This is a genomic window from Lachnospira multipara ATCC 19207 (assembly GCF_000424105.1).
Classification (GTDB): domain Bacteria; phylum Bacillota; class Clostridia; order Lachnospirales; family Lachnospiraceae; genus Lachnospira; species Lachnospira multipara.
This window is the reverse complement of sequence record NZ_AUJG01000015.1, coordinates 68,246-82,690: the sequence shown is the minus strand read 5'-3', so window position 1 is coordinate 82,690 and position 14,445 is coordinate 68,246. Positions and strand designations below refer to the sequence as shown.

Sequence of the window (14,445 nt, the reverse complement as noted above, 5' to 3'; positions counted from 1 at the left end):
ATAATCTTGAAAGCATCCAGGGAGCACTCCTTAGAATGAACAGATCCATTCAAGCGGAAGGTACTTTCGGAATCATAAAAAATGATCGTTGGTATAAAAGAATAGTTCGAAAAGGAATAAAATCCGTAAAACTTGAGGTTCTTTTGGTTTCAATAGGTCATAACTTATATAAATATCACAATAAAAAGCTGCGTCTCCAAGAAGCTGCCTAATCAAAAAAGTTTGTAGTTTTTGGGGAAAGGGGCATTATACACTTTTTTTGCCAGAAACAGCATATCTCACAAAAAAATGATATAAAAATGGAGCTGGAAAAAATGATTATCTCATTTTTTCACAGCCCCTTTATTAAGTTTGCGTGCCATGGTCGCGCTCTAATGAGTAAAAATCCCGAACACGCCCAGATAGTGGGAAGTGTATAGCTGAACAGCAAGGCGTCCATCGTGAGGTGGAATCTGAAAGAAGTTGTAAGCAAATCTCTGGTCCGACGGACAGAAATCACATATAAGGCTAGGCTATGAGAGATAAGTTGGCTAAAAGCAACGAAGTCCAATAACTATCACATGTGTAGTAGCAGAGTAAATGTGGTGGATAAATGGAGAAAAAGAGCGTTCACCTTAAGCGTGGAGGTCTCACAGAGGTTTCATTAGCCTAGTAACAACGAACTGTGAGAAGTCAGCCGAACCCATAGTAGTGACGAAGTTTCTGTAATGGAAATGGAGAGAAGGGGTGAACAATCAATAAGTTTGAGTATGTCTCGTGTTGCAGAAATGACAACATCTGCCGTAACCAGTCGGGAAAAGGGTGGTCAAATCAAGCGAGGCGGAAAGTTAAGGCAAAACTACATGCAAAATCAGTAGCAAAGTTTAAGAAAAGAAAGACCTTACTTGCCGTAGTTGAGGCATTAGCAACAGCTACAAAGTTGAGAAACTCAATTAGCTTATTCGAGGTTGGATAAACTACTTCAGGATAGGAAGTATGAAAATATTTTGTAAAGAACTTGATGTAAACATCAGATTCAGACTTCGTATGTGTATTTGGAAGCATTGGAAAACTCCGCAGAATGGAGCTAAGAATTTGATGAAGCTAGACGTACCAAGACGGGCAGCGTATAAAATCGCATACCGTGGAGAACGATATGCAGAACTCGCCCACAAAGGATGGGTACAAAAGGCTATAAGTACAAAGAGGCTAACTTCATTTGGATTGGTCTCAATGTTAGATTACTACACCAAAAGGTGTGTTACTTGTTAAGTTGATTGAACCGCCGTGTACCGAACGGTACGAACGGTGGTGTGAGAAATTCCTCCTACTCGATCCGCCTAGTTCATAAATATGTGTCCAGGATTCTGGGTACAGATCATATTTTAATATGAGATAGAGTGTTTTTTGATTTATTTATCAACTTAACAATTAAACAACAAGATGAAATCTATCTCACATTGTGCTATAATCTATCCATTACAGACTAGATTTGTTATCCAATATGGAGGAATTAATAAGTTATGAAATGTATTATATTAGCTGGTGGTAGTGGAGATGCTTTATGGCCATTATCACGCAGACAATTTCCTAAACAGTTTATGAATGTTAAGGAAGGAAGATCAATATTACAGGAGACAGTAGTTCGTAACATGCCTTTCTGTGATGAGTTTTTAATCATTACTAACGAAAGTTACAAGTATATTGTTAACGGTCAGTTAAAGGCATTCCAAAGTCTAAAGTATCGTGTATTACTAGAAGGTGAGGCACATGGTACAGCAGCAGCTATCATGCTTGGTACTTTGTTCTGCAACCAGACAGAAACTGTTTTAGTAGTTAATTCAGATAACCTAATTGATGGTGATAATTATAAAGACACAATTATTGCAGCCAAGGAGATGTCTAAGAATGGAGATATTATAACAGTAGGTTCAAAGCCACTTTATAGAACATCAACACTTGGTTATATCAAAAGAAAGGGAAATGTAGTCACAGAGTATATTTCTAAGGTAAATTTTGATAATTTACAAAGTAAGGACTTTAGTTACGAAGAAGGTTTTCTTTGGAATACAGGCATTTTAGTATTTAGTGCAGGTGCAATGATTAATCTAGTTAGTAAAGTTAATCCTGAGCTTTTTAAAAAGTGTAAACAAGCTAAGAGAAAAGTGCCAGCAATAAGAAGAACAATTAAGTTTAATGAGAATGTTATGAAAGACATTCCAACAGGCAGTATAGAAACTCTTGTTTTTGAACAGTCAGATAGTATAAGAGTTATAGAAGCAACATTTGATTGGAAGGATGTAGGTTCAGCTAATGATTTACAAGACATTGCAGAAATGCATAATCAAGAATTTGTTATTAAGAAGGACTGTAATAATGTTACAGTTATTAATGAAGCTGAGAGAAAACTTGTGGTTGCCAATGACCTTAAAGACATAGTTGTAGTTAATACAGAAGATGCATTATTAGTTTCATCTAAGAGATCAGCTGATAGTATAAAGGATATCATTAAAGATAATAAGGCAACATATGAGATGTATTTTGACCACAACAGAATCTCATACAAGGAATGGGGTACACATGAACTTTTAAGCTACAATGAAGGTTATAAGGTTCGTAAGGTTACAGTTTATCCAGGTTATCAGATGAACTTACATAAGCATGAACTTAGAACAGAGCACTGGTCAGTAGTTAAAGGTGTAGCAACTATTACAGTTGGGGATGAGACTAAGGATTATAATAGATTTGAAAGTGTTGACGTACCAATCGGCGTAATGCATAAAGTAGCTAATAAGACTGATAAAGACTTGGTAATTATTGAAATCGGAATTGGTGAAAACCTTTTGGATGATGATTTCGTTAAGATTTACCAGACATGTGAAGAAAATAATAATATCGTCGCAGCTGCAGAGCCAATCGTTAAGCTTGATCCAGCCTTTAAGGATAATCTTTGGGGTGGAACTAAGCTTCGTGATGTATACGGCAAGAAATGTGATTATGATATTATTGCAGAAAGCTGGGAGTTATCAGCCCATCCAGATGGACTTAGTAGAATTGCTACTGGTAAATATAAGGGAAGACTATTTAATGATTATTTAAGCATTATTGGTAAGGAATCTCTTGGATGGAAGTGTCAGGCACAGGATAGATTCCCAATTCTTATTAAGTTTATTGACGCCAAGAAGGATTTATCAATTCAGATTCATCCAGATGATGAGTATGCTCTTGAGAATGAGAATGAATATGGTAAAAATGAAATGTGGTATGTAATAGACGCAGAACCAGGTGCGTTCCTTTATTGTGGACTTAAGAGAGATGCTACTAAGGAAGAAATCGAAGAAAGAATTAAGAATAATACAATTACAGAAATTCTTAATCGTATAGATGTTAAACCTGGTGATGTAGTAATGGTTAAGGCAGGAACAATTCATGCTATTGGTGCAGGCATCTTAATTGCAGAGATCCAGCAGAATTCAAACTGTACATACAGAATGTATGACTATGATAGAAGAGATAAGTTTGGTAATTTAAGAGAATTACATGTGGAAAAATCTCTTGATGTAGTTGTACCAGAAAAGTACGTTAAGGATAATAAGAATGAAATTATTCTTGCACGTAATGAGCACTATACAGAGGAACGTCTCGTTCAGTGTAAGTACTTTGAAGTAACAAAGTATGAGGTAAATGACGAGGTTAGAATACCTGTAGATGAATCATCTTTCATGTCAGCATTATTTATTGAGGGAACTGGAAGCATTGCTGTAAAAGATGAGAATGGTGAAACATCTATGAAGTATAAACCAGCAGATAGTTTCTTTGTAAGTGCAGGAAAGAAAGAGATTATTATCAGAGGAAAAGGCACTTGCCTTATTACTCATGTATAAAAGAAGAATTACGATAAATATACTCCTTGTATACCTCCACAATATAAGTTATAATATAAATATCTAATTTTGAGTAATTAAATAAGGAGGTTTTTATGGCAGAATTAATGATTTATCGCTGCAATATTTGCGGCAATATTATCATGAAACTTCATGATGGGGGCGGTCCATTAGTTTGTTGCGGTCAGGACATGACTTTACTTAAGGCTAACACAACAGATGCAGCTACAGAAAAGCATGTACCAGTAGTTGAGTGCAACGGTGATGAAGTTATTGTAAAGATTGGTGAAGTAGAGCATCCAATGCTTGAGGAGCACTTCATTCAGTTTGTCTGTCTTCAGACAGAAGATGGCGTACTTGTAGAGTATCTCAAGCCAGGTCAGCCACCATGCGTTAAGTTTAACCTTGGCGGTAAGAAGGCAGTAGCAGCTTATGAGTACTGCAATCTTCATGGTCTTTGGAAGAAAGATTTATAAGATTTGTAACATTTTCAAAAGAATATGCTACTAATAAACAACCCCACTGGGTCGTGTCAAAAACAGTGATTATGCGCTGTTAATTGATGCGGGCTGGTGGGGTTGTTTGTTGATTGAACGCAGTGTAAGCAATCCCCCGCTTCAAAAGCGTAAGCTTTAGGCGGGGGTATAAAGCTTACTAGTGTCAGAAGGGGTTAAAGCCCCTTCTGACAGGTGGCACAAAGTGCCACTGCGTTCATGAGGAAGTAGCGAAGCGGATTCCGAATGTCCGCTTTACAGGGTTTGTACTATAAGATAAGGTGTTAATAGAATAATTTACATTTTATATAATTTGGATTATAATAATCTAAATTATATAAATTGTGATGGAGGTTTGCTATGGAATTATTTGTTGGAAGAGAAGAAGAATTAGAAACATTAGAAAATGAGTATAATAGCGGCTCACCAGCTTTTGTAGTTGTTTATGGAAGAAGACGAGTTGGTAAAACAACTTTGATTAATCATTTTTGCGAGAATAAGAAATCTATATATTATTTGGCAACAGAAGAAAGTGAATTTGAAAATAGAAATGCATTTAAGGATTTAGTTTCATTTGTACTTGAAGATGAACTTTTAGCTAGTGCTAATCTTGATACTTGGATGCCTATTTTTAAAAGAATAGCAGAGGAATCAAAGAAAGAGAGAATAGTATTAGTAATTGACGAATTTCAATATCTAGGTAAGTCTAATAAGGCATTTCCTTCTATTATGCAAAAGGCTTGGGATGAGATATTATCTAAGGCTAATGTAATGCTTATATTATGCGGTTCTTTGATTAATATGATGACATCACAGGTGCTAAATTATGATTCTCCACTTTATGGAAGAAGAACTGCGCAGATTAAATTAAAGCAAATTGATTTTTCATACTATCATTTATTTGATGAAACTTTAAATTTAGATCAGCAGATTATGCAATATGCGGTAACGGGTGGTGTTCCAAAATACATAGAGTTATTTAGTAAAGACAAGGATATTTATAAAGCGATAAAAAAGAATGTACTTTCTCTTAATTCATTTTTATACGCTGAACCTGAGTTTTTATTACAAAAGGAAGTATCTGAAGTAGGAAGTTATTTTTCAATATTAAAAACTATTGCTGCCGGTAATTATAAATTATCTAAAATAGCTACTAATCTTGAAGTTGCTCAATCAAAGTTAACCTCATATTTAAAGGTCTTAGTGGACCTAGATATAATCGAGAGAGAAGTTCCTATAACTGAGGAGAATCCAAGTAAGAGCAAGATGGGATTGTATAAGATTAAGGATAATTTTATAGCTTTCTGGTTTAAGTTTATATATCCTAATAGGGCATTATTGGAATCTGGAAAAGGACAATATGTAGAGGATAAGATAAAGAAGAATTTTATAGATAATCATGTCTCATATGTATATGAAGACATATGTAGAGAAGATGCATGGAATTTATTGGCAAATGGAATATCTTTTAATAGATTAGGAAGATGGTGGGGAGCTAAAGATGTTGAAATTGATATTCTAGCATATGATTCTAACGGCGAAGATATCGTGTTTGGGGAGTGTAAATACTCTAAAAATGAAAAGGGAATGGAAGTATTGATGTCTCTAAAAGAGAAAGCCAAAAGTGTTAAATGGAAGACACAATCAAGAAATGAGTATTACTGCATTTATTCTAAATCAGGTTTTACTGATGAACTAATAGATTTTGCATCAAAGAATAGCAACGTTATTCTAAAGCAGTTATCTTTATAGCATATGATTTTAATTAAAAAAGCGTTACCCATGTTTGCTGCTCATACTCTTGGATAAGCAAACCTGCGATAACGCTTTCATTTTCATATTTAATCTGTATCCCTTATAACTTAATGATAGAATATTGACAAAATCCTATCATTAATATATCCTATATTATATAGTTGCAATAACAGATAAAGCTTTCATAGGATAGCTATTACCTGAAGAATAATATGAATCAAATAAAACGATTGATTGCTGATGTAAATTATCGTTTACATCAATAAAAGTTAAAGGAGACAAGTTATGAATGAACTAATTGAATACAATATGTCAGATGATTTACAAAAGGATTTATATGGCATTATTGAAAATGCACAGCAAACTGCAATTGTATCTGTCAATAGTGTACTTGTGATTCGTAATTGGCTCATTGGAATGCGTATATCAAGAGAAAAAATGAGTGGAACAAGATCTGAACGTTATGGAGAAGGTATTATATCTGAATTGGCTGATGAGTTAACTCAAAAGTATGGCAAAGGTTTTGATAAACGTTCTCTTTATAGATATGTACAGTTCTATCAGAGTTATCCCGAGATTGTGGGGATAATGACCTCACAATCAGATGATTTAGAGAATTCCGAGATTGTGGGGACAACGACCCCACAATCTGGTGAACATGCAATGATAGTGAAAGGCAGAAGAATACTTACATGGTCTCATTACGAACGCTTGCTCCAAGTTTCAGATACTACTGCAAGAGCATGGTATGAAAAAGAGGCCATAGAACAGTCTTGGTCTGTTAAAACTTTACGAAGAAATATTAGCACACAGTACTACGATCGAATGCTTTTATCAACTGACAAAGACTCAGTTAAACTAGAAATGCAAGAAAAGACAAATCCATATCAGAACAAATATGAGTTTTTAAGAAATCCTATTATTGCTGATTTTCTCGGAATGGAAGAAAACAGAGAGTATCTTGAATCTGAGCTAGAAAAGAATATTATTGCAAATCTTGAAAAGTTCATGATGGAATTGGGAAAAGGATTTGCCTTTGTTGAACGGCAACAGAGAATTCATACAGAGAAAGAAGACTATTACATAGACCTTGTCTTTTATAATTTCATCTTGAAATGCTTTGTGCTAATAGATTTGAAAATTGGGAAAATAACACATCAAGATGTTGGGCAGATGGACATGTATGTTCGGATGTATGATGAGTTAAGAAAACAACCGGAAGATAATCCAACATTGGGAATAGTTCTGTGTTCTGAGACAGATGAGGATATTGCACGATATTCTGTCCTACAGGGAAATGAGCAACTTTTTGCTAGTAAATATCGACTTTGTTTGCCTACTGAAGAACAGTTACGTGCGGAAATAGATGCACAAAAGGAAATATTTTATATGCAGCATCCTGAATTGGATAAGAAGGAAAAAAAGTTGTAATAAAAGCAAATTCAGGAGGAAAACAAAATGTTAAAGGAGAGACTGTACGATTTTTGTACGCATTGCAGGGATGACAGAGCATACACATTGCGAAAAAAGATTGTGAAAAAAGAAATAAGAGATAAAATATATGAGTTTGAAATAACAGTAGCTGAATGCGATGAATGTGGAGAAGAAATGGATATTCCTGGGCTTTTAGATTTAAACATGAAAGCAATTGATGAGCAGTATAGACGAGCTGAGGGATTAGTTAGCATAGAAGATATTAATAAAATAATGGCGATTTATAATATTGGAAAGGCTCCATTGTCAATTGCGTTAGGATTTGGGGAAATTACAATTACTCGGTATCTTGCAGGCCAGATTCCATCAAAAGAATATTCAGATGTGATTAAAAAAGCTTTATCTAGCCCTAATTATATGATTAAGTTATTAAATGATAATGCTGAAAAGATAGGAAAAACCGCCTATAAAAAAGCAATTAAAGCAGCAGAAGAGATTGCGGGAATGTTTTGTATGTCTGATAAAATGATATTAACTATTTCTTATATATTTGAACAGATGCAGGAAGTCACACCTCTGGCGCTACAGAAGATCTTGTATTTTATTCAAGGTATATACATGGTAAAGTATGACAAGCCGCTATATAAAGAAGATTGTATGGCTTGGGTTCATGGACCTGTATATGAAGAAGTATATGATTTGTTTAAAGATTTCAAATTCAATCCAATAGAAGATAATAGGTTTGCAATAATAAAAGAGCGTTTTGAAGAATTAGATGAAAAGGAAAAGAAAGTAATTGATTTAGTTATAAATACATTTGGTAAATACAGTGGAAGAGTTCTAGAGAATATTACACATAAAGAGAAACCATGGAAAGATGCTAGAAATGATTATGAACCATTACAACCATCTAGAGAAATAATCAGTAAGGAAGCAATAAAGAAATACTTTAGTAGTGTAGCTAATTCTTATGGTATTGATACAGAAGATAATCTAAATAATTATATTCAAAGCTATTTCTAAATAATATCAATCTCTTACATAGTGAAATAAAAAAGCGTTACCGCCAAGTAATTCACCCCGTGAAAAACCTGCGATAACGCTTTCATTTTAATATCTAATCTTTATCCCTTAAGATTATCTCTAATTAGAAGTTTTCTTCATGCACTTCAAAGAAGCTCTTTGGATGTGCACATACTGGACATGCTTCAGGTGCCTTAGTACCAACTACGATATGTCCACAGTTACGGCATTCCCAAACCTTAACTTCGCTCTTCTCGAAAACCTTAGCAGTTTCAACATTCTGTAAGAGCTTTCTATAACGCTCCTCATGCATCTTCTCGATTGCTGCAACCATTCTAAACTTAGCAGCTAGGGCTGTAAAGCCTTCTTCTTCTGCAGTCTTAGCAAAACCTTCATACATATCTGTCCATTCGTAGTTCTCGCCTTCAGCAGCAGCCTTTAAGTTAGCTGGAGTATCGCCAAGTTCGCCAAGTTCCTTGAACCAAAGCTTAGCATGTTCCTTCTCATTGTCAGCTGTCTTTAAGAAAAGTGCAGCGATCTGCTCATAGCCTTCCTTCTTAGCTACTGAAGCAAAATATGTATATTTATTACGTGCCTGTGATTCACCGGCAAAAGCGGCCTGTAAGTTCTTCTCTGTCTGTGTTCCTGCGTACTTGTTCATAATTAAAATCCTCCTTAAAATAAAAAATTAATGATTCTTCTTGCAATCATCGCATATATAAGAAATCTTAAGATCATAAGATAAAATCTTAATACCGGATTGCTCTTCGAGAGATTTGGTTAAATCCTCAAATGTGAAATCGGAAATCTTACCACACTTGGCACATATTAAATGATCATGACGGATTGTCTTATCGTATCTATCAGAGCCTCCATCCATTGCAATCTTTCTAACATCGCCATTCTTAACTAAGGTGCCTAGATTATTATAAATTGTTGCAAGGACGACTTTAGAATTCTTAGCCTTGAGCTTTAAATAGACTTCTTCCGCGGTTAAGTGATCGCTTGATGCATTTACAATGTCTAAAATTTCCTTAGCGTATTTCGTCATGGTAATTCTCCTTTCTTCTAGTATGGCTTAAGAAAATGTATCTCATTTCCTTAACTTAGAATTAGAATAATTCTAAAATTATTTTTTGTCAAGAGAATTTGCCAAACAAAAACTAATAAAATATATAATCCACATCTAGAATACATATGTTTATTATAATATATGCCTTGTAAATATACAAGTTCTATTGTCTTGTGGGAGATTTGGCTCTATAATTGTAGCTACGGGAAACTAGAAAAATACTAGAAATTTAACTAGAAAAAACTAGAAAGGTAACTAAGAGATTATGTATGATTATATTGTTGTAGGCTCAGGTCTATATGGTGCAACATTTGCAAGAGAATTAACTAATGCAGGAAAGAAAGTTCTTGTTATTGATAAGAGGGGTAACATCGCAGGTAATGTCTATACTAGAAAGGAAGAGGGCATTAATGTACATGTTTATGGAGCACACATTTTCCATACTAATAACAAGAAAGTCTGGGATTATCTTAATAAGTTTACAACTTTTAACAGATTCACTAATTCACCAGTGGCAAATTATAAGGGAGAGTTATACTCATTACCATTTAACATGTGCACATTTAATAAGATGTGGGGTGTAGTTACACCAGCAGAAGCTAAGGCAAAGATCGAAGAGCAAAGAGCTGAGGGTGAAAAGGCAAGAACAAATCCAGATGGTTCAATTAATCCACCATCAAACCTAGAAGAGCAGGCAATAAGCCTTGTAGGTAAGGATATTTATGAGAAGTTAATTAAGGGATACACTAAAAAGCAGTGGGGACGTGAATGTAAGGATTTACCTGCATTTATCATTAAGAGATTACCTGTTAGATTAACATTTGATAATAACTACTTTAATGCCCTTTATCAAGGAATTCCAATGGGTGGTTATACTCAGATGGTAGCTAATATGCTTGAGGGCATTGACGTTAGACTTAACCTTGATTATCTTGATGAAGCAACAAAAAAGAGCCTTCTTGCTGAATTGAAGGAAGACGGCAAGGTAGTTTACACAGGCCCTATTGATGCTTACTTTAACTATAAGCTTGGTACTCTTGAGTATCGTTCAGTTCGTTTTGAAAATGAAACACTTGATATTCCAAATTTCCAGGGAAACGCAGCTGTTAACTATACAGATAGTGAAACACCTTGGACAAGAATTATTGAACATAAGTGGTTTGAATTTGGTAAAGATGAGAACGGGGATGACATTCCTAAGACAATTATCTCTAAGGAATACAGTTCAGAATGGAAGCCAGGAGACGAACCATACTACCCAGTTAATGATGCTAAGAATAGCAAACTTTACGAAAGCTACAAAGAATTAGCAGATAAAGAATCCAATGTAATCTTTGGCGGACGTCTTGGAGAATACAAGTATTACGACATGGATGCTGTTGTAGCATCAGCCCTTGATAGAGTAGAGAAAGAACTAGCATAGAAGTCACAAAGGGTGGGTAGAAATATGGATAAAATCGCAGTTCTAATTCCTTGTTACAATGAGGAGAAAACGATAGAAAAAGTAGTGAATGACTTTCGCGCAGTCATCGAGAAATATGGGGATGATGGTGACTGCCGCGTATATGTCTATGACAATAACTCAACGGATAAGACCGCTTTTCTTGCAAGGGCAGCAGGAGCTGTTGTTAGGCACGAATACAAGCAGGGTAAAGGAAATGTAGTGCGCCGCATGTTTCGTGAAATTGACGCAAGATGTTATGTCATCGCAGATGGTGATGACACCTATCCGGCAGAATCAGCCAAGGCAATGATTGATGCCGTCCTTGAAAGACAAGCGGACATGGTAGTTGGCGATAGACTTTCTTCTACTTATTTTGGTGAAAATAAAAGACCTTTCCACAACTTTGGAAACGTTCTTGTAAGAAAGAGTATAAATTTTCTCTTTAAAAGTGATATCAAGGATATCATGACAGGTTATAGAGCCTTTAGTTATCAATTTGTAAAGAGCTTCCCGGTTCTTTCTAATGGCTTTGAAATCGAAACAGAGATGAGCATTCACGCTATAGATAAAAATATGAATATAGTAAACACAGTAGTGGATTACAAGGATCGACCAGAGGGCAGTGTGTCAAAGCTTAATACTTATTCAGACGGCTTTAAAGTTTTGTGTACTATATGGAAGTTGTTTAGACATATTAGACCTTTGCGATTCTTTGGAACACTAGCGATAATATTAGGATTAATATCCATAGGCTTTTTCGTGCCAATACTTGTGGAGTTTATTGAGACGGGCTTAGTTCGTCGTTTCCCTACACTTATTATTTGTGGCTTTACAATGATAGCTGCAATTCAATCATTTTTTGCAGGCTTAATATTGGAGAATATAAAGGATAATAATAGGGAATATTTTGAGTTGGAATTAATAAGATTACATGAGCTCTATTCAAGGAATTCTAAGGAAGAGTAAGGTAAGAATTTATTAATAAGAGATTGCATTAAGGGTGATTATCATATATAATTGGAGTCAATTGGGGTATACATTTGCGGATGTATACTTAGGGGAGTCGGAGAAATCTGGCTCCCTTTTTTGTGTGCTTATTTTTTGTTATAAAATGACGAAGTTATTAATATTAAACTGTCAGTTTAAATGTTAGTATGAGTGTCGGTTTAAAAAAATTTTAAAATCATAATCCCACCACTCATTTTAAAGGTTCACCCTATACCCAACTATCTTTCCCCCCTAGGTTTAAAACTCCAACCCAATAGTCCCTTAGACCTAAAAATATTAATAAAAACAGAGAATAGGAGTATTAAAATAATAAATATTCTCTAAATAAACTTATAATTTAAAGGAAAAATGTTGACATTTTCTTAACATAAGTGTTAAAATCAAGCCATAAATTTGAAGGTTTGCTGGCAGTGAAGCGGGGACTTGGGCTGCGCCGAACTTTCAAGTTTACTTATTGCGGAGATTATAATGATTTATAAACTGGAGGCATCAATTCTGATGAATTGATGCCTCTAGTAACTTTATGATATTTTCGCAGTTAGAATATCTATAAGGAAAAGTGTTAGACACTTAATGGAGGATTAAACATGAAAACTACAGCGTTAATTATGGCAGGTGGTAAGGGTGAAAGATTCTGGCCAAGAAGCCGAGTTAATTTACCTAAGCAGTTCTTATCACTTACAGGTGATGGAAAGACAATGATTCAGCTTACAGTTGAAAGAATTAGCCCATTAGTTAAGCTAGAAGATGTTTATATTGCTACTAACAAGAACTATAAGGAATTAGTAAAGAAACAGTTACCAGGTCTCCCAGAGGAGAACATTCTCTGTGAACCTATCGGACGTAATACAGCACCATGTATCGGTCTTGGCGCAGTTCACGTACTTGATAAGGCTCAGAAGAACGGTGAAGACGATGCAGTAATGATCGTTTTACCATCAGATCACTTAATTAAGAATAACGAAGTTTTCGCAGATACATTTAAGGAAGCAGTAGAAATTGCAACTAAGGGCGAGAACTTAGTAACAGTAGGTATTACACCTAACTATCCTGAGACAGGATATGGATATATTCAGTACGATGAAAGCACTACAGACGGCAACGGCCGCAAGGTTGCTAGATTCGTTGAGAAGCCAGATCTTGAAACAGCTAAGTCATACCTTGCTGAAGGTAACTACCTTTGGAATTCAGGTATGTTTGTTTGGAAGGTTTCAACAATCATGGATTGCTTTAAGAGCTTCATGAATAGCACATACGAAGGTCTTTTAAAGATTAAGGATGCTATTGGAACAGAAAAGGAAGATGAAGTATTAAACGCAGAATTCCCTAACCTTGAATCACAGTCAGTTGACTATGGTATCATGGAAAAAGCAAGCTCTATCTTTACATTACCAGGTAACTTTGGCTGGGATGATGTTGGATCATGGCTTGCAGTTGGCCGTATTAAGGACAACGACGAGAAGGGTAACGTAGTTACAGGTAACGTAGTTACAGTTAATACTGAGAACACAGTAATTGAAGGTAAAGACAAGCTTATCGCAACTGTAGGCCTTAGAGACATGGTTGTAGTTGACACAGACGATGCTATTCTTATTTCTACTAAGGAAAATGCAGGCGAAATCAAGCAGGTTCTCGCAAAACTTAGAGAATCTGGAAAGACACAGTATTTATAAGATTTAACTAAGAAATATAAATAAGCCACCAAACTCATATCAAGTTTGGTGGCTTTTGCACTATCTAGGAATTCTAGTTTTAAACTGGGAAGTTATATGGGCTGATTTTGAAATTATAATCCCTACAACCCCTAAAACAATTAGTATCATAGCAATGTTTAGTCCAAGTAAAGAATTATCGGCTGTTGCTGGACTGGCGTTATTAGGAGAAGTTGTTTCTTTATCTTCACTAGCATTAATAGTTGTTGGTTCATTATTTACTGTAGTTTTGTCCAAGTTCTTATAGACAATGGCATATGTTGAGAATCTATCAGTTTTAAAAGTGAGTGTAGAAGTTTCTTTATCATACTTACAATCTAGAAGAGTAGATACGCCATTATGCACTCTCAAAATAGCTAAAGAATTCATATCCCATTTATCGTTAGCATCTAATTTAAAACTGATTTCCACATCCCCATCAGTTTCGCTAATCTTGTCTTCTTCAGAATCTCCAACCTTTTTGAATAGGTTGATATCAAGGAAAGTAGCTACATCATATTCAGGAAATGAATTTTGAATTTCGTTTTTATCAGCAATAATTGTTTCATTTACATTTTCGTCGTTTATTTCATTAACCTCAAGCCAGATATTAACGCCCTTAAGTGCCTCTGAATCAGTTATTGATAGAATCTTTTTAAGG

At 35.0% G+C, this 14,445-nt stretch carries 12 protein-coding genes and 1 pseudogene; 10 read left to right on the top strand and 3 right to left on the bottom strand.

Features of this window, described 5'->3' with window-relative positions; genetic code table 11:
- The 7 genes and pseudogenes from G600_RS15510 to G600_RS0110940 form a co-directional block, all read left to right on the top strand.
- Positions 1-212: transposase (locus G600_RS15510; protein ID WP_081669478.1), on the top strand; the 212-nt coding region annotated here is incomplete at its 5' end.
- Between the two features lie 617 nt (positions 213-829).
- Positions 830-1,251, top strand: a pseudogene (locus G600_RS16170) (group II intron maturase-specific domain-containing protein); the annotation flags it as partial.
- A gap of 251 nt (positions 1,252-1,502) precedes the next feature.
- Positions 1,503-3,863 carry a type I phosphomannose isomerase catalytic subunit gene (locus G600_RS15215; RefSeq protein WP_027431958.1) on the top strand — a complete coding sequence of 787 codons (2,361 nt, stop codon included), beginning with the start codon at positions 1,503-1,505 and terminating at the stop codon, positions 3,861-3,863.
- 95 nt (positions 3,864-3,958) lie between these two features.
- A complete protein-coding gene (locus G600_RS0110955) occupies positions 3,959-4,339 on the top strand; it encodes a desulfoferrodoxin (RefSeq protein ID WP_027431957.1) in 381 nt (126 codons plus the stop codon).
- A gap of 378 nt (positions 4,340-4,717) precedes the next feature.
- Positions 4,718-6,109 (top strand): ATP-binding protein, encoded by a 1,392-nt coding sequence (locus G600_RS0110950; protein WP_027431956.1) that lies wholly within the window; start codon positions 4,718-4,720, stop codon positions 6,107-6,109.
- A 288-nt stretch (positions 6,110-6,397) separates the two neighbouring features.
- Entirely contained in the window at positions 6,398-7,543 is a 1,146-nt protein-coding gene (locus G600_RS0110945; RefSeq protein ID WP_027431955.1) for a PDDEXK nuclease domain-containing protein, read from the top strand.
- Between the two features lie 27 nt (positions 7,544-7,570).
- Positions 7,571-8,569 (top strand): type II toxin-antitoxin system antitoxin SocA domain-containing protein, encoded by a 999-nt coding sequence (locus G600_RS0110940; RefSeq protein WP_027431954.1) that lies wholly within the window; start codon positions 7,571-7,573, stop codon positions 8,567-8,569.
- 124 nt (positions 8,570-8,693) lie between these two features.
- On the opposite strand, the gene rbr is transcribed toward G600_RS0110940, so the two are convergent.
- Entirely contained in the window at positions 8,694-9,230 is a 537-nt protein-coding gene (rbr, locus tag G600_RS0110935) for a rubrerythrin (protein WP_027431953.1), read from the bottom strand.
- 27 nt (positions 9,231-9,257) lie between these two features.
- The gene (locus tag G600_RS0110930) at positions 9,258-9,620 is read right to left on the bottom strand and encodes a Fur family transcriptional regulator (protein WP_027431952.1); all 363 of its coding nucleotides are present in this window, start codon (positions 9,618-9,620) and stop codon (positions 9,258-9,260) included.
- A gap of 286 nt (positions 9,621-9,906) precedes the next feature.
- Here G600_RS0110930 and glf point away from each other — a divergent pair, with 286 nt between their 5' ends.
- The 3 genes from glf (at position 9,907) to G600_RS0110915 (ending at position 13,766) form a co-directional block, all read left to right on the top strand.
- Positions 9,907-11,064 (top strand): UDP-galactopyranose mutase, encoded by a 1,158-nt coding sequence (gene glf, locus G600_RS0110925; protein WP_207637198.1) that lies wholly within the window; start codon positions 9,907-9,909, stop codon positions 11,062-11,064.
- Between the two features lie 24 nt (positions 11,065-11,088).
- Complete coding sequence (locus G600_RS0110920; protein ID WP_027431950.1) at positions 11,089-12,051, top strand: glycosyltransferase family 2 protein; 963 nt, start codon at positions 11,089-11,091, stop codon at positions 12,049-12,051.
- A 629-nt stretch (positions 12,052-12,680) separates the two neighbouring features.
- The gene (locus G600_RS0110915; RefSeq protein ID WP_027431949.1) at positions 12,681-13,766 is read left to right on the top strand and encodes a mannose-1-phosphate guanylyltransferase; all 1,086 of its coding nucleotides are present in this window, start codon (positions 12,681-12,683) and stop codon (positions 13,764-13,766) included.
- A gap of 60 nt (positions 13,767-13,826) precedes the next feature.
- On the opposite strand, the gene G600_RS0110910 is transcribed toward G600_RS0110915, so the two are convergent.
- Positions 13,827-14,216 carry a hypothetical protein gene (locus G600_RS0110910; protein ID WP_027431948.1) on the bottom strand — a complete coding sequence of 130 codons (390 nt, stop codon included), beginning with the start codon at positions 14,214-14,216 and terminating at the stop codon, positions 13,827-13,829.
- Between the last annotated feature and the right edge of the window lie 229 nt (positions 14,217-14,445).